The organism is Brevibacterium sp. MGP-B1 (assembly GCF_057766545.1).
This window is the reverse complement of sequence record NZ_CM173407.1, coordinates 2,005,824-2,021,905: the sequence shown is the minus strand read 5'-3', so window position 1 is coordinate 2,021,905 and position 16,082 is coordinate 2,005,824. Positions and strand designations below refer to the sequence as shown.

The following is a 16,082-nucleotide window of genomic DNA, read 5'->3' as shown; positions in this document are numbered from 1 at the left end:
CGTCACGGTTTGCGCCGAGCCCACCGACCGCGTCACAAAGGAGACCACGTGTCAATGGATCCCTCGCAGGAGAGCACGCAGCCCAATCAGGGACTCGACCTGTCGGCGGTGCGCAGCAAGAACATGCCCGCCGAACAGGCCGGTCAGACCGGTCAGGGCGGTCACGCCGCCGGTGCGGGAGCCGGAGCTGCCGGTGCTGCCGGCGGCCAGGCCGGTGGGGACCCGAATGCGGTCGCCGTTCCGGGACTGGTCTTCGACGTCGACGAATCGACCTTCACCAGCCTGGTGGCGATCTCCGACCGCGTGCCCGTCGTCATCGACCTGTGGGCCGAATGGTGCGAACCCTGCAAACAGCTCTCGCCGATCCTCGAACGCGTCGTCACCTCCTACGGGGGACGTCTGGTCCTGGCCAAGGTCGACGTCGATGCGAACCCGCGTCTGCAGCAGGCCTTCGGCGTTCAGTCGATCCCGACGGTCGTCGCCCTCATCAAGGGGCAGCCCGTGCCGCTGTTCCAGACTGCTCTGCCCGAGCCGCAGGTCCAGGCGTACTTCGACGAGCTGCTCAAGCTCGCCGGTGAGAACGGTGTGACCGGTCATGCAGCCGTCGGGGGAGCCGAGCCCGAACCGGCCGGCCCCGCCCACCCGGAGGCCGAAGAGGCACTCGCCAAGGGCGACTTCGACACCGCCGAGAACCTGTTCAAGGCCGCGCTGGCGAACTCTCCTGCCGATGAAGAGGCGAAGTTCGGCCTCGCCCGGGCAGGCCTCGGCCGCCGCCTCATCGACCAGGAACCGGCCGATCTCATCGCCGCCGCCGATGCGGACCCCAAAGACGTCGAGGCGGCGAAGGCCGCGGCCGACGCCGAAGTGGTCAGCGGCAATGCCGGCAGCGCCTTCAACCGACTCATCTCTCTCATCCGCACCACCGCCGGCGATGAGAAGGAATCCCTGCGCCTGCGGGTCCTCGATCTCTTCGAAGTCCTCGGCGCCGACGACCCAGCCGTGACCAAGGCACGGACCGCACTCATGAGGGCACTGTTCTGATCCAGCGAATCCGACTCATCACCGCCATCCTCTTCGGCGTAGCGGCACTCACGCTCGCCGGACTGGTCATCTCTGCGCTCTCGGTCGTCGGGACCGACGAGATCACCGAGACGCCGGCCTTCAAGGTCAAGGACGGTGCCTACGCCGTCGTTCTCGACGAGGCGATCGTGCCCTATTCGGGTTCGAGCGTGACCGTGACGGCGAAGAACTCGAAGGGCACGGAGCTGTTCGTCGGCACCGCCAGCGGGGTCGACGCCGACAGCTACCTCGACGGGGTGGCGCAGGAGCAGATCAGTGATGTGTCGTTCCCGAACTCCGCCTCCCACCGGTTCACTCCCGGTGATGCGAAGCCGGAGGCCGATATCACCGATCGCGACTGGTGGATCAGCCAGGACACGGGAAAGACGGTCGCGAAGACCTTTGACCTCGATGCCGAACCGCAGGTGCTCGTCATCGCTCCTGCGAACTCCGATGACAGTCTCGACGGAACGACGGTGAGTCTCCAGATGCGCGTCAAGGGCGTATTCGCACTCAGCCTGCTCGGCATTGCCGGCACGATCATCCTCGCCGGATTCTCGGTGTTCTTCTTCATGCGCTGGTGGGCCTCGCGCATCCGCCCGCCGAAGAAGGACGTCGGACGCCCGAACGGCAGCGGGCCCGACAGCAGCGGCAGCGGACCGGACAGCAACGACAGCGGACCCGGACCCGGCAGCGGCTCTGGCCGCGGCGGCCGGGAACCGGCCGCAGACCGCACGGTCAAAGGCGAGCCGGGGCCGGCGACCCAGCCGATCTCGACAGTGCAGCCGGACACGGCCGGCCAGGCGCCGCCTCGGCGACGGGATCTGCGGAACCGGCGGTCCTTCCGCGCGGTGACGGCCTCCGTCTTGGGCACCGGACTCGTGCTCAGCGGCTGTGCGAACATGCCGATCGCCAAACCCAGCAGCCCGGACACCACTCCGTACGAGCGCACGGCGGTGCGTGCCGGAGAGGCCGGGAAGTTCATGACGAACTACACGGAATCGCTGGACAAGACCCTCGGCGACAAGGGCTCCGACCTCGACAAGATCCAGGCGGCACCGCTCATCGACCACACCCGCGCGCAGATCCAGATCGCGGACAAGGCGAAGCAGAAGCTGCGCGCACCGAACTTCACCGAGGTCGTCGCCGGCAGCCCGAACTTCACCGAATATCCGATGTGGTTCTACGCCTTCGGAACCGCGGACAAGAAGTCCACGGATGGGGACAAGCAGCTGACCCAGGTGATGCTGGTGACGCGGGAATCGGCGTCGACCGATCCGCTCGTGCGTTCGGCGTCCTATATCCCCACCGACCAGATGCCCACCCTCATGGCCGATGACAGCGGCGCCGTGGAGAAGGGACCGGAGGACTTCTCCGAGGATCTGACGACCGCGTCGGGTGACGTCTCGTCGTTCCTCGTCGACGGCAAGGCGAAGTCCGGGGGTCCCGAGGGCCTCAAGGAAGGCGGATTCAAGGGATTCCGCGACTATCTGGGTGACCTGCGGGACAAGGACTCCGGCTTCGACAAGGTCGACGTCGACTGCAAGCCCTATGAGGACCTCAAGTTCGAGGACATGACCCTGAGCACCGAGAACGGCGCGATCGGAATGGGCGAGGTGCGCTGCACCCTGACGATCAAGGCACCGTCGGACTACGCACTCGACCTCGGCGACACCGTCGAAGCCGTGAAGACGAACGACAAAGAGGGCGACACCATCAAGGTCGACACCGCGCACCCCTATGTGCTCATGAAGACCGGTGACGAACTCACCGCCGTCGCCACCGACTGGAACGTCCTGTCCTCCAAGGTGGAGTGACTCGCGCTCAGCCGCGGTTCGCGTTGTTTGTCATCCGCGGCTGGCGCGGCGGCCGACGCGCAGCAGCCACCACAGGCCGATGAGCGGCAGGAGCAGCGGAATATAGCCGTATCCGCTGCCGAAGTTCGACCACACGGACGGCTTCGCGAAGTCCTCGGGGTGGGTGTGGCTGAGGACGCCGACGACGATGACGCCGACGAACTCGATCGCACAGGCCGCGACGGCGATCCGGTGTGAGACGCGATTGCCGATGACCAGGCAGACCGTGGCGAGGATGTAGATCACCGCGGCCAGCGCCGACAGCGAGTACGCGATCGGCGCGACATCGAATTCGCGGATGAGCTGGTAGCCCGCCCGGGCCGTGGCCGAGAGAGCGAAGACCCCGTACACCGCCGTCAGCGCCCGTCCCGGTCCGGTATGCATCGCCGAGAACGGCGACCGTCCCGTCTTTCCCCTCGCCGAGGCGGCCGAGGAGTCCGCGTCGCCCACTGACTTCGCATTGCCTGCCGTGTTCGCGCTGTCTGCTGAGTTCGCATCGTCGGCGGAATCTCCGCCGAACCGATTGCGCCTGGTCACTGCCAAATCTGGTCCAATCTCTCGATCATCACGATCACCGTCAGTCCTGCCGCGGCCAGCACACCCGGCCCCCAGCGGCTCAGTTCCGCAAACGCCCAGAACCCGGCCAGCGCCATGACCATGATCGCCGTGATGATGTAGCCGAAGTAGAGCAGCGGGTCGACATCATGCGTGGAGCCGAAGGTCGCAATCGAGATGATCAGCTGCACGATGAGCAGCAGCAGAAGCAGAGCGGCACCGCCGAGCAGGGCCTTGCCGGCCGGACGGTTGCGGATGGTCTCGATGATCGACCACAGGGTCAGGATGCCGGTGGCGGCATAGAGGACGATGGTGAAAACGGTGAACACGGAGACCAGTTTAGTCGGCCACACCGGCGGGCAACTCGTCCGGATGTGCCGCTGCGCAGGTGAGATGCCGCACGGATCCTGGCCGTAGCCTGGCTCACGCCCTAAAATTGCAGGGTGCCCATCTATCTCGATCACGCAGCCACCTCGCCGATGCCCGCCGAGGTGCTCGAGGTGTACACGAAGGAGCTGGCCCGTCGGGCCAATCCCTCGGCCCTGCACGCGGTCGGACAGGCGGCGCGGATGCGCATCGAAGAAGCACGCGAAGGAATTGCCCGCGCGGTTGGTGCGGCCACCTCGTCGGAGGTGATCTTCACCTCCGGAGGCACCGAGGCGGACAATTTCGCTCTCAAGGGCCTCTACCTTTCCCGCAACAACGGAACGTTCACGGAGCCTGCGCGCCCACGGGTGCTGACGACGACGATCGAACATCCTGCGATCCTCGAGACCGTGGAGTGGCTGGAGAGCCTCGGCGCCGAAGCCGTCTACCTGGACGTCGACTCGGCAGGACGTCTCGATCTGGACGCGGCGACCGCCGAACTGCGCCGCGAACCCGAACGCACCGCGCTCATCAGCGTGATGGCCGCGAACAACGAGATCGGCACTCTGCAGCCGATCGCCGAGATCGGTGAGATCGCCGCCGAACTCGGCATTCCCTTCCACGTCGACGCCGTGCAGGCGCTCGGACAGATTCCGCTCGACTTCGCGGCACTCAAGGCGACGGCCATGACGATCACCGCGCACAAGATCGGCGGTCCCGTCGGCATCGGCGCACTCCTGCTCGACCGCGCAGCGAGCCCGACGCCCATCCTTCACGGCGGGGGACAGGAGCGCAGCGTGCGCTCGGGCACCCTCGACGTCGCCGGTGCCGTGGCCTTCGCCGCCGCCGTCGACCTCGTCACGACAGACCTTGAGTCCCGGTCGACCCGACTGTCGGGGCTGCGCGACCGCCTTATCGCGGGAATCGAATCGAGCATCGACGGTGCCGTGCTCTCCGGTCCGCGCGGAGCGGACCGCCTGCCGGCCAACGCCCACTTCACGTTCCCGGGCTGCGAAGGGGACTCGCTGCTGTTCGGCCTCGACGCCAGGGGATTGGCCACCTCGACGGGATCGGCCTGCTCTGCCGGTGTCTCCCGTCCCTCCCATGTGCTCTTGGCCTGCGGACTGGATGAGGACAGCGCCCGCACCACCCAACGCTTCACGCTCGGTCACGACACGACCGAATCCGATGTCGATGCCCTGCTCACGGCCCTTCCCGCGGTCGTCGACCAGGCACGCCGAGCCGGGATGGTCTCGGCAACACCCCGATGGATGCAAGGAGCATCATGAGAGTACTCGTCGCCATGTCCGGCGGAGTCGATTCCTCCGTCGCAGCCGCCCGTGCCGTCGACGCCGGACACGAAGTCGTCGGCGTTCACCTCGCCCTGTCCCGGATGCCCGGGACCCTGCGCACCGGATCGCGCGGCTGCTGCACGATCGAAGATTCCCGCGACGCCCACCGCGTGGCGGGAATGCTCGACATCCCCTTCTACGTCTGGGACTTCTCCGAGAGGTTCAAGGAAGACATCGTCGATGACTTCATCGCCGAATACGCCGCCGGACGCACCCCGAACCCGTGCATGCGCTGCAATGAGCGCATCAAGTTCGCCGCCCTCCTCGACCGGGCCCTGGCGCTCGGCTTCGACGCCATCGCCACCGGCCACTACGCCGAAGTGTTGCGTGACGACGAGGGCCGGCCCGAACTGCACCGCGGTGAGGATCTGGCCAAGGACCAGTCCTACGTCCTCGGTGTGCTCACCTCTGACCAGCTCGAGCACTGCTACTTCCCGATCGGTGCGACGGCGTCGAAGGCCGAAGTGCGCGCCGAGGCGGCCGAGCGCGGATTCTCCGTAGCGAACAAGCCCGACTCCTACGACGTCTGCTTCATCCCCGACGGGGACACGAAGGCCTGGCTGGCCGATAAGATCCCGATGCGACCCGGACTCATCAAGGACTCCGAGGGTGAGGTGCTTGGGCGTCACGACGGGGCGATGACGTACACGATCGGTCAGCGCAAGGGCCTCGGTATCGAGAAGCCCGCTCGTGATGGCAAGCCGCGTTTCGTCACCGGCCTCGACCCGGCCACGAACACCGTCACCGTCGGGTCGCGCGCCGACCTCGCGGTCTCGCATCTGACCGGAATCCGCACCTCCTGGGCCGGAGCCGCACCCTCGGACATGGGTTCGACTCCGGAGACCGGGATCGACTGCGAAGTGCAGATCCGTGCCCACGCCGATCCGGTGCCGGCCCGTGCGTGGCTCGGCGAATTCGTCGCCGAGGCGCCCGAACACGAAGTCAACCCCATCGTCGACGAGGTCGAGGTGCCTGCCGCACGTCCGGCCGGGCAGCTCATGCACGTCGACGTCGATGAGGAGCTGTCCGGAGTGGCCCCGGGGCAGACCATGGTCATCTACCGCGGCACCCGTGTCCTCGGCCAGGCCACCATCGACTCCACGGCCAAGGACCGCATCACCCCGGCACCCGAATTTGCTGGCGCCTGAGCAGTCTCGACGCAGGGGCCTGAGGCGCCGCACCTAACCGAGGTGACGGATTCGGGCCCGATGTCTGCCACTGACGATACTCTGGGGGCATGAAGGAAAGTCCCCAAGATGTCGTCACGGCACCTTATGGAACCTGGTCCTCACCTCTGGGCGCAGCCGAGGTGGCCGCCGGTGCCGCTCCGATCTTCGACGCCGCCTTCAGGGGAGACGAGATCTTCTATTCGACGAAGATCCCCGCCGAGAAAGCCCGCACCGGACTCGTTCGCACCTCACTGTCGCGTCCGGGAGAGCGTGAGCAGGTCATTCCGACCGGGTTCAACATCCGCTCCGCCGTCCACGAATACGGGGGAGCCTCGTGGGCTCTCGACCAGAACAGCGAGGTCATCTACTTCGTCAACGCCGCTGATCAGCGCGTCTGGCAGATCATTCCCGGGCGAGCCCCGCATGCCCTGACCCCGGACACCTCGGGGCGGATCCGCTACGGAGATCTGCGCATGAGTCCGTGGGGACTGCTGTGCGTGCGCGAGGACTGCCGGTCCACCCGTCGTGAACGCGCGATCGTGCTGCTGACCAAGCACGGGACGACGAATGTGCTCTCGACGCACTCTCATTTCATGGCCTGGCCAAGACTCTCACCCGACGGCAGCACCTTGGCGTTCATCGGCTGGGAGCACCCGAACATGCCCTGGGACGGAACCACCCTGTGGCTGGTCGATGTGCGCACGCCGGCCACACCTGCGGTCGCCGTGCTCAGCGGCGACGGCGTCGAACGACCACGCAGATCCGATCCGGGAATGCCGAGCCCTGCCGATCCGGGCATCTCCCTGCTCCAGCCTGAGTTCACCTCCGATTCCTCCCTTCACGTCATCTCCGACCATCACGGGCACTGGTCGTTATACGGGCTCGACATCGACCCCGTCGCCTCGCGTCCCCTGGTCACCGACGACCGTCAGGCGCCGGCGCCCGAAGGAATCGGATTCGACCGGCTGCGACCGGTCATCGACACCGGCGAGGAGATCGGCGGCGCCCTCTGGCAGCTGGGCACAAGGTGGCACCTCAACGACGGAGATGAGGTGTGGGCGCATTCGCAGGCGGCCACCGCGACGCTCGTGCGCCGTCGGCTGAGACTTTCCGACACAACGCTGAGCCCTTCCTCCCCGACCTGGGAGACCATCGACACGACGGGGGAGACCTTCGGCACGATCGAACTCCTCGACCTCGGACGCACCCACCTGCTGCTGACGGCGAAGTCGACCAGGCGCCCCGGAGTCCTCTATGCCGTCGACCGGGTGACCGGACTGTTCACCGAGATCGCCGGCGAACGCCTCGACACCCACCAGGGCTACTACTCCCGCCCGCAGGTCAGCGAGCTCGGGGGAGTGCCCGTCGTCATCCACCCGCCCCACAACCCGCGCTTCGCAGCTCCCGTCGACGAACTCCCGCCCTTCGTGGTCTCGATCCACGGCGGACCGACGGGACAGGCGACCCCGGAGATGACGGCCCGCACGAGCTTCTTCACCTCCCAGGGCATCGGCGTCCTCGAGGTCAACTACGGCGGGTCGACCGGATTCGGTCGCGCCTGGCGTGACCGGCTGCGCGGCGGGTGGGGAGTCGTCGACGTCCAGGACACCGTCGCCGCTGTCCACGGACTCGTCGCAGCCGGACTCGCCGATCCGAATCGCATCGCCATCTCCGGAGCCTCCTCGGGCGGATGGACGGTGCTGTCCGCCCTGGCCTCGACGAACGTGTTCGCCTGCGGCACCTCGTATTTCGGAGTCACCGACCTCATGCGCTTCGTCGTCGACACCCACGACTTCGAATCCCACTACATCGACGGCCTCGTCGGTCCCTGGCCCGCAGCCCAGGACGAATACATCACTCGGTCGCCGATCCGCCGGACCAGCGATATCACGGTGCCCGTGGCCGTCATGCAAGGCGATCGCGACCCGATCGTCCCACCCTCACAGGCCCAGGAATTCGTCGATACACTCGAACTGGCCGGAGTGGAGTACATTTACCGTCTGTACAAGGGCGAATCCCACGGCTTCGTCCGCGCCGAAACCATCATCGATTCCCTGGAAAGCGAGTTCGGATTCTATGTCGACGTCTTCGGAATCCCCCGCGCCCACCAGCATGGCTGAACCCCGAACTTCCGACCGCGAAAGCTCCGACCGTGACCGTCCCGGTGCCACCCCCACCGAGGCGGCCGTCCCCGACGTCCCGACGTCCGTTCTGCCCGCCGCCACGACTACGGGAATCTGGCTGCCCGGAGCCCGCGATCCGCGCCGCGGCTATATCGCGACAAGTCCGGTCCGGGAGGCCGCGGCCTCCGGCTTCGATCTCCTCGCCGACCAGCTTCCGCCGGTGCCACTGACCGCTCACCAGGCAGAGGGCAGATGGGGTGCCGACGCCATCGGTCGCGCCGTCGGCCTGCTCACCGAACTCCACGTCGACCGCACATCCTACGGATGGCGGCTGACCGCCTCGGCGGGCAAAGACGAACGGCTCGAGGACTCGGCATTGATCGAAGCCTTCGACGCGATCGCCGAATACGGTGGGTCCCGGCCCGGGCAGGTCCAGATCAGCCTGCCGGGACCGTGGACGCTCGTGACCGCGCTGAGCCTGAGCTCCGGCGCTCGTGTGCTCGGCGATTATGGGGCACGCCGCGACGTCGTCCAGGCCTACGCCTTCGGCATCGCCGCCTTCACCGACCGCATCGCGAGCCTGGGTATGCAGCCGACCGTCCGCCTCGTCGAATCCCGTCTGAACCCGGTCCTCACCGGCACCTGGCCGACTGTGTCCGGGTGGGCGAGCCTGCCCGCCATCAGCGAAACCCAGGTGTGGGCGGCGCTCGAATCCACGCTGCGCCACCTCCCGCCCACCGTGCTCGCCCTGCCGGACCTCGATTCTCTGCACCTGCAGGGCAAGGAGATTCCCGCCGCCGAGGCGGTCCGCCGCACCGGCGCCCGATCCGTGTCAGTGCCGTTGGCTAGCCTGAGACCACACAGCTGGGAGCAGCTGGCGATCCTCGCCGAGGCGGGGCTCGGCACCTGGATCCACCTGCCGCCAACGGCCGGTGGGCGATCGGACGCGGTCAACCACTGGTGCGAGCGGATCCGCACCCCCTGGTCGCGCATCGGCATGGGGGTCGCGAGTCTGCGCGAATTCGGGATCATCGCCGGACCCGAACTGCCGCTGACCTACCCGCCGCTGCTGGCAGACCAGCCGGGGATCGGACCCGAGCACAATCGGGGAACCATGACCATCGCCGCCGGTCTGCGGCGGGCTCTTGAGGAGATCGAATGACCACGACACCGGAGAACGCCGACTCGTCGACGCCCGAGCAGCAGACCTCGGATTCGACCACACCCGACCTGCAGGGCGTCGACCTCACCGACGCGACCGCTCGCGCTCAGGCCCATGCTCAGCTGACCGAGAGGATCGAGGAGCTGCGGGCCGCCTACTATCAGGACTCCCTGCTCGTCTCCGATGCGGAATACGACGAACTCGTCCATCGCCTCGAAGACCTCGAAGCGCAGTTCCCCGAACTCGTCACCGACTCCTCGCCGACGCAGACCGTCGGCGGCGTCGTCGACACCTCGACCTTCGACCCGGTCGAACACATCGGTCCGATGTACAGCCTCGACAACGTCTTCGACTACGACGAATTACGTGCCTGGTACGAACGGGTGCGGTCGGCCACCTCGGTGAAGTCGAAGTTCCTGTGCGAACTCAAGATCGACGGACTTGCCGTCAATCTGCTCTACCGGAACGGCGAACTCGTGCGGGCCGCGACCCGCGGCGACGGACGCATCGGTGAGGACATCACCGCGAATGTGCGCACGATCTCCGATATCCCGCACCGCCTCGACACCGAGCACCCGCCGGCCGAGGTCGAGATCCGCGGTGAGGTGTTCTTCCCCGTCGAGGACTTCGCCGAACTCAACGCCTCCCTCGTCGCCGAGGGCAAGGCCCCGTTCGCGAACCCGCGGAACTCCGCTGCCGGTTCGCTGCGGCAGAAGGATCCGGCCGTCACAGCGCGTCGGCCCCTGCACATGCTCGTCCACGGAATCGCCGTGTGGACCCCGACCGATGATTCGCATCCGGAGCCTGCCCACCAGTCCGAGGTCTACGAGCAGTTCCGGTCGTGGGGTCTGCCGATCAGCGACTACTTCAAGGTCCTCGACACCGTCGACGAGATCGAAGACTTCATCTCCTACTACGGCGAACACCGTCACGATGTCACCCACGAGATCGACGGAATCGTCATCAAGATCGACGATATCGCCGTGCAGGAGACGATGGGCTACACGTCTCGCGCACCGAGGTGGGCGACCGCCTTCAAATACCCGCCCGAGGAAGTCACGACGAAGCTCATCGACATCCAGGTGCAGGTGGGTCGGACCGGGCGCGTGACCCCATTCGCCGTGATGGAACCGGTCACCGTGGCCGGATCGACCGTCGAGCGGGCGACCCTGCATAACGGGTACGAGGTCAAACGCAAGGGCGTGCTCATCGGCGACACCGTCACCCTGCGCAAGGCCGGCGACGTCATCCCCGAGGTGCTCGGCCCGGTCGCGGCGCTGCGGGACGGAACCGAGCACGACTTCGTCATGCCCACCCACTGCCCGTCCTGCGGGACCGAGCTCGGTGAGCAGAAGGAGGGCGACAAGGACCTGCGGTGCCCGAATTCTCGATCGTGCCCGGCGCAGCTGGCCAACCGCATCTTCTACTTGGCCTCCCGTGCGGCCTTCGACATCGAAGCCCTCGGCGAGGAGGCTGCACTGGCGCTGACGGCGCCGGCCGAACCGGACACGCCCCCGCTGACCTCGGAGGCCTTCCTCTTCGACCTCACCCCGGAGGATCTGGGTGATGTCAAGATCTGGCGGAACAAGAAGTCCAAGGGAGTGGAGACCGGTGAGCGAGAGCTTGTGCCGTATTTCTACACCCGTGGAACCGCGAAGAAGCCGAGCGCTCCGAGCGCGAACACGAAGAAGCTCTTCGACGAGCTGGAGAAGGCGAAGGATCAGGATCTGTGGCGGGTGCTCGTCGCCTTGTCGATCCGCCATGTCGGACCGACCGCGGCACGGACCCTTGCCGCGAAGTTCCGCACCCTTGAGGCCATCCGTGAGGCAAGCCTTGAGGAGCTGTCGGCCGTCGAGAGCATCGGTCCGACGATCGCACAGAGCATCCGCGATTGGTTCGAGATCGACTGGCACGTCGAGATCGTCGAGACCTGGGCGGCCGCCGGGGTGCGAATGGAAGACGACGAGGTCGAGGCCGCCGCGCAGACCCTCGAGGGGCTGACGATCGTGGCGACCGGTTCGCTGAGCTCGTTCACCCGCGATGGCATCAAGGAGGCCATCCTCGGTGCCGGCGGCAAGGCGGCGGGATCGGTGTCGAAGAAGACCGACTACGTCGTCGCCGGTGAGAATGCCGGGTCGAAGTTGGAGAAGGCGGAGTCGCTGGGCGTGCCCGTCCTCGACGAGGACCAGTTCAGGGTTCTGCTGGAGACCGGCAGCCTCGACTGAGGTGTGCCCGGGCCTCGTGCCTGGTCCCTGGTGCCTCGCTGGCGGAGGGAATACATCCCGGTTCCGGGAGGTTCCATGGTGCGGCTGTGATTCGTTCGTGACCGAACTCGAAGTCGGGGTTCAGACTCAGCCAAGCTCAGAGACAGCTTCGAGTGGAAGAGTGTGGGACATGAGATGGATCCCCAAAGTCCTCGCCGGTACCTGCGTGGTTGTCGCCGCGGCCCTGACAGCGGTGCCGGTGACGGCAGGCCTGGCGGACCTGGTGCTGGGGCCGGGACCGAACAGCACCAAACGCAATGCGCAGCCGGCACTGACCTCGATGCGCACTCCGGCCACTCCGGTCACCGCGCGGACCGAGGAGACGACGAATACGTCCGACGGCGTCTCGACGGACGCGCACGAGGTCATCGAAGGCACCATCGTCGACGATTCTGCAGTCGGCGCATTCTCAGCCGGCACGGAACTCGTCGCCGCCACCGCGGCCGACGCCCGGACCCGCATCGCCGATCTCGCCGCCGACCTCCAGGCCGGAGTCTCGGCCGGAGAGTTCACCCAGGCCGACGCCGACCGCGTCGTGGCCGACATGGCCGGATACATCCACGGCACCCGCACCTGGCCCGAACGCCTCCCCGCCTAGTAATTACTACCTGACGGCGGCCCAGCAACCTCGCGCGAGGTTGCTGGGCCGCCGTCAGGTAGTTCTGGGGGAAGGTCACAGTGCAACGGCGGGGGCGGGTCGGCTGAAGAGACTAGACTGGTGGCGAGTGAAAACGACGATGAAAGGCAGGGAATGACGGAGTCTTCCGCAATCACCCCCGAACAGGTGGAGCATCTGGCTTCACTGTCTCGGATCGCCATGAGCGAAGATGAGCTGAAATCGCTCGCCGGTGATCTGAGCACAATTCTGGGAAACGTCGCCAGGGTCAACGAAGTGGCCGGCGACGATGTGCCCGCAACCAGCCACCCCATCCCGCTGACGAACGTCATGCGCCCCGACGTCGTGGGCGAGACGCTCTCCAGCGAACAGGCACTGGCCTCGGCCCCGGCCGCCGAGGACGACAAGTTCCTCGTCCCGCAGATCCTCGGGGAGGAATGAGATGACCGAACTGACGAACAAGAGCGCCCTCGAACTCGCCGCAGGACTGAAATCCGGCGAGTTCTCCTCCGTCGACGTCACACAGGCGCACCTCGACCGCATCTCCGCCACCGAGGATGACTTCAACTCCTTCATCACCGTCACCGACGAACTCGCCCTGGAGACCGCGAAGGCCATCGACGCCAAGCGCTCCGCCGGTGAGGACCTCCACGCCCTGGCCGGTGTTCCCGTGGCGCTGAAAGACCTCGTCGTCACCGAGGGCACGCGTACGACCGCCGGGTCGAAGATGCTGGAGAACTGGGTTCCGCCCTACGAATCGACCGTGCACAACAAGGTCAAGGCCGCAGGACTGCCGGTGCTCGGCAAGACCAACCTCGACGAATTCGCCATGGGCTCGACGACCGAGCACTCGGCCTTCGGCAACACCCGCAATCCGTGGAACCTCGACCACGTGCCCGGAGGATCGTCGGGAGGCGCGGCCGCAGTGCTGGCCGGATTCCAGGCCCCGCTGTCCGTGGGCACCGACACCGGCGGATCCGTCCGCCAGCCCGCCGCGTTCACCGGCACCGTCGGCGTCAAGCCGACCTACGGGTCGATCTCGCGCTTCGGCATCATCGCCATGGCCTCGAGCCTCGACCAGGTCGGACCGATGGGCCGCAACGTCGCCGACGCCGCAGCCCTGCACGAACTGCTGGCCGGACACGATCCGCTCGACTCGACCTCGCTGCCCGATGAGGTCGGCGGATTCCTGAGCGCCGTCCAGACCAGCGAGCTCAAGGGCAAGAAGCTCGGCGTCATCAAGCAGCTGACCGGTGAGGGATACCAGGACGGAGTCCGCACCGCGTTCACAGCAGCGCTGGAAACCGCTGCCGCTGCCGGAGCCGAGATCGTCGAAGTCGACTGCCCGTCGATCTCCTACGCCCTCGACGCCTACTACCTCATCATGCCCTCCGAGGTGTCTTCGAACCTCGCTCGCTATGACGGCATGCGCTACGGCCTGCGCGTCGAACCGGAATCCGGTCCCGTCACCGCCGAGACCGTCATGTCGGCCACTCGTGCCGCAGGCTTCGGATCGGAGGTCAAGCGCCGCATCATCCTCGGCACCTACGCTCTGTCGGCCGGCTACTACGATGCCTACTACGGTTCGGCGCAGAAGATCCGCACCCTGGTCCAGAACGACTTCGCGAAGGCCTTCGCGGCCTGCGACGTCCTCGTGTCCCCGACGACCCCGACGACCGCGCTGAAGTTCGGTGCGGAGAAGGCCGCTGACCCGATGGCCCTCTACCTCGGTGACGTGGCGACGATCCCGGCGAACCTCGCCGGCATCCCCGGACTGTCCCTGCCCGCGGGCCTGGCCGATGGTCTGCCCGTCGGCTTCCAGATCCTGGCTCCGGCCCGTGAGGACATCAAGCTCTACGAGGTGGCCGGACCCCTGGAAGCCGCACTCGAATCCGCCGGCGGACGCGTGCTCGACACTCTCGCGGAAGGACTGAACGCCAAGTGAAATACGAAGACGCGATCAAGAAATACGATCCGGTCATCGGCATCGAGGTCCACGTCGAACTCGGCACCGCGACCAAGATGTTCGACGCCGCCCCCAACACCTTCGGCGGGGGACCGAACACCAACGTGACCCCCACCTCCCTCGGGCTGCCCGGGTCCCTGCCCGTGGTCAACGAGAAGGGTGTGGAGTACGCGATCAAGATCGGTCTGGCGCTCGGCTGCGAGATCGCCGAAACCTGCCGGTTCGCCCGCAAGAACTACTTCTACCCGGACGTGCCCAAGGACTTCCAGACCAGCCAGTCCGATGAGCCGATCGCGGCCGAAGGCCAGGTCGAGGTCGAGCTCGAGGACGGCACCATCGTGACCGTCCCCGTCGAGCGGGCCCACATGGAGGAAGACGCCGGCAAGAACACGCACGTGGGAGGGGCCACCGGCCGCATCCAGGGCGCCGACCATTCTCTCGTCGACTACAACCGCGCCGGTGTGCCGCTCGTGGAGATCGTCACCCACCCGATCACCGGGACAGGGGAACGGGCCGCCGAGGTGGCCGCCGCCTATGTGCGGACGCTTCGTGACATCTTCCGCGCTCTCGACGTCTCCGAAGCCCGCATGGAACAGGGCAACGTCCGCGCCGACGTCAACGTGTCCCTGCGGGAGAGCCCCGAGGCACCGCTGGGCACCCGCACGGAGACGAAGAACGTCAACTCCTTCCGATCGATCGAACGCGCCGTGCGCTTCGAGATCGCCCGCCAGGCGACCCTTCTCGAGGCGGGGGAGAAGGTCGTCCAGGAGACCCGTCACTTCCACGAGGAGACCGGAGAGACCTCCTCGGGGCGTCCGAAGTCCGACGCCGACGACTACCGCTACTTCCCCGAGCCCGACCTCGTCCCGCTGCAGCCGTCCCGCGAATGGGTCGAGGAGCTGCGGGCGAGCTTGCCCGAGCTTCCGGCGCAGAAGCGGCGCCGCCTCCTCGGGGAATGGAAGTTCTCCGACCTGGAGATGCGCGACATCGTCAACGCCGGACTCCTCGAAGCCATCGAGGACACGGTCACCGCCGGTGCGAAGCCGGCAGCGGCACGCAAGTGGTGGACCGGTGAGGTCGCCCGCCTGGCCAACCAGGAGGACAAGCACCCCACCGAGATCGTCACACCCGCCCAGGTGGCAGGACTCGTCGATCTCATCAGCGAGGGCAAGCTCAATGACAAGCTGGCCAAGGATGTGCTCACCGGAGTCGTCGCCGGCGAAGGCGAGCCCGCCGAGGTGATGAAGGCCCGCGACCTCGAAATCGTCGAGGACACCGGTGCACTCGAAGCCGCCGTCGAGGAGGCCATCGCGGCCAACCCCGATGTGGTCGAGAAGATCAAGGGCGGGAAGATGCAGGCCATCGGCGCGCTCATGGGCCCGATCATGAAGGCCACCCGCGGACAGGCCGATGCCGGAAAGGCCAAAGACCTCATCCTCGCCAAGATCAATGGCTGAGTACAGGTCCGAACCGATCCTGGTCGACGCCGACGCCTGACAGTGCCGAGCAGGACTCAGGATTGATCCAGCCACACCCTCTAGACTGTGCGTCCAAGGGAGCCGACCGGTTTCCCGAGCACAGCGGAGGGTGTGGC

At 66.8% G+C, this 16,082-nt stretch carries 13 protein-coding genes; 11 read left to right on the top strand and 2 right to left on the bottom strand.

The window, feature by feature from the left end:
* Window positions 1-54: 54 nt before the first annotated feature.
* Both AC3CD9_RS09215 and AC3CD9_RS09210 read left to right on the top strand, forming a co-directional pair.
* The gene (locus AC3CD9_RS09215) at window positions 55-1,041 is read left to right on the top strand and encodes a tetratricopeptide repeat protein (protein WP_488367535.1); all 987 of its coding nucleotides are present in this window, start codon (window positions 55-57) and stop codon (window positions 1,039-1,041) included.
* 188 nt (window positions 1,042-1,229) lie between these two features.
* Window positions 1,230-2,876 (top strand): hypothetical protein, encoded by a 1,647-nt coding sequence (locus AC3CD9_RS09210; RefSeq protein ID WP_488367342.1) that lies wholly within the window; start codon window positions 1,230-1,232, stop codon window positions 2,874-2,876.
* A gap of 30 nt (window positions 2,877-2,906) precedes the next feature.
* Here the strand turns inward: AC3CD9_RS09210 and AC3CD9_RS09205 are convergent, their stop codons facing one another.
* Window positions 2,907-3,299 (bottom strand): hypothetical protein, encoded by a 393-nt coding sequence (locus AC3CD9_RS09205; protein WP_488367534.1) that lies wholly within the window; start codon window positions 3,297-3,299, stop codon window positions 2,907-2,909.
* A 149-nt stretch (window positions 3,300-3,448) separates the two neighbouring features.
* Entirely contained in the window at window positions 3,449-3,799 is a 351-nt protein-coding gene (locus AC3CD9_RS09200) for a hypothetical protein (RefSeq protein ID WP_025778593.1), read from the bottom strand.
* Window positions 3,800-3,913: 114 nt separating this feature from the next.
* On the opposite strand from AC3CD9_RS09200, the gene AC3CD9_RS09195 reads away from it, so the two are divergent.
* The 9 genes from AC3CD9_RS09195 to gatB all read left to right on the top strand — a co-directional run bounded on the left by AC3CD9_RS09195 (window position 3,914) and on the right by gatB (window position 15,945).
* Entirely contained in the window at window positions 3,914-5,125 is a 1,212-nt protein-coding gene (locus tag AC3CD9_RS09195) for a cysteine desulfurase family protein (RefSeq protein ID WP_488367341.1), read from the top strand.
* Window positions 5,122-6,336, top strand: a complete 1,215-nt coding sequence (gene mnmA, locus AC3CD9_RS09190; RefSeq protein WP_488367340.1) for a tRNA 2-thiouridine(34) synthase MnmA — start codon at window positions 5,122-5,124, stop codon at window positions 6,334-6,336. Before AC3CD9_RS09195 ends, mnmA begins: the two co-directional genes overlap by 4 nt.
* An 89-nt stretch (window positions 6,337-6,425) precedes the next feature.
* Entirely contained in the window at window positions 6,426-8,477 is a 2,052-nt protein-coding gene (locus AC3CD9_RS09185) for a S9 family peptidase (protein ID WP_488367339.1), read from the top strand.
* A complete protein-coding gene (locus AC3CD9_RS09180) occupies window positions 8,470-9,642 on the top strand; it encodes a uroporphyrinogen decarboxylase/cobalamine-independent methonine synthase family protein (protein ID WP_488367338.1) in 1,173 nt (390 codons plus the stop codon). Before AC3CD9_RS09185 ends, AC3CD9_RS09180 begins: the two co-directional genes overlap by 8 nt.
* Window positions 9,639-11,867, top strand: a complete 2,229-nt coding sequence (gene ligA / locus AC3CD9_RS09175) for an NAD-dependent DNA ligase LigA (protein ID WP_488367337.1) — start codon at window positions 9,639-9,641, stop codon at window positions 11,865-11,867. Before AC3CD9_RS09180 ends, ligA begins: the two co-directional genes overlap by 4 nt.
* Before the next feature lie 169 nt (window positions 11,868-12,036).
* A complete protein-coding gene (locus AC3CD9_RS09170) occupies window positions 12,037-12,504 on the top strand; it encodes a hypothetical protein (protein WP_488367336.1) in 468 nt (155 codons plus the stop codon).
* Between the two features lie 153 nt (window positions 12,505-12,657).
* A complete protein-coding gene (gene gatC / locus AC3CD9_RS09165) occupies window positions 12,658-12,963 on the top strand; it encodes an Asp-tRNA(Asn)/Glu-tRNA(Gln) amidotransferase subunit GatC (RefSeq protein WP_062862017.1) in 306 nt (101 codons plus the stop codon).
* A 1-nt stretch (window position 12,964) separates the two neighbouring features.
* Entirely contained in the window at window positions 12,965-14,467 is a 1,503-nt protein-coding gene (gene gatA / locus AC3CD9_RS09160) for an Asp-tRNA(Asn)/Glu-tRNA(Gln) amidotransferase subunit GatA (RefSeq protein ID WP_488367335.1), read from the top strand.
* Window positions 14,464-15,945: an Asp-tRNA(Asn)/Glu-tRNA(Gln) amidotransferase subunit GatB gene (gene gatB / locus AC3CD9_RS09155; protein ID WP_488367334.1), complete on the top strand. Its 1,482-nt coding sequence runs from the start codon at window positions 14,464-14,466 to the stop codon at window positions 15,943-15,945. The genes gatA and gatB overlap by 4 nt, the downstream gene beginning before the upstream one ends.
* Window positions 15,946-16,082 lie beyond the last annotated feature (137 nt).

Bases quoted from the DNA above. Each gene is read 5' to 3' on its own strand.
- AC3CD9_RS09215 (WP_488367535.1), top strand. From the start codon at position 55: ATGGATCCCTCGCAGGAGAGCACGCAGCCCAATCAGGGACTCGACCTG.
- AC3CD9_RS09205 (WP_488367534.1), bottom strand. From the start codon at position 3,299: ATGCATACCGGACCGGGACGGGCGCTGACGGCGGTGTACGGGGTCTTC.
- mnmA (WP_488367340.1), top strand. From the start codon at position 5,122: ATGAGAGTACTCGTCGCCATGTCCGGCGGAGTCGATTCCTCCGTCGCA.
- AC3CD9_RS09185 (WP_488367339.1), top strand. From the start codon at position 6,426: ATGAAGGAAAGTCCCCAAGATGTCGTCACGGCACCTTATGGAACCTGG.
- AC3CD9_RS09180 (WP_488367338.1), top strand. From the start codon at position 8,470: ATGGCTGAACCCCGAACTTCCGACCGCGAAAGCTCCGACCGTGACCGT.
- ligA (WP_488367337.1), top strand. From the start codon at position 9,639: ATGACCACGACACCGGAGAACGCCGACTCGTCGACGCCCGAGCAGCAG.
- AC3CD9_RS09170 (WP_488367336.1), top strand. From the start codon at position 12,037: ATGAGATGGATCCCCAAAGTCCTCGCCGGTACCTGCGTGGTTGTCGCC.
- gatC (WP_062862017.1), top strand. From the start codon at position 12,658: ATGACGGAGTCTTCCGCAATCACCCCCGAACAGGTGGAGCATCTGGCT.
- gatA (WP_488367335.1), top strand. From the start codon at position 12,965: ATGACCGAACTGACGAACAAGAGCGCCCTCGAACTCGCCGCAGGACTG.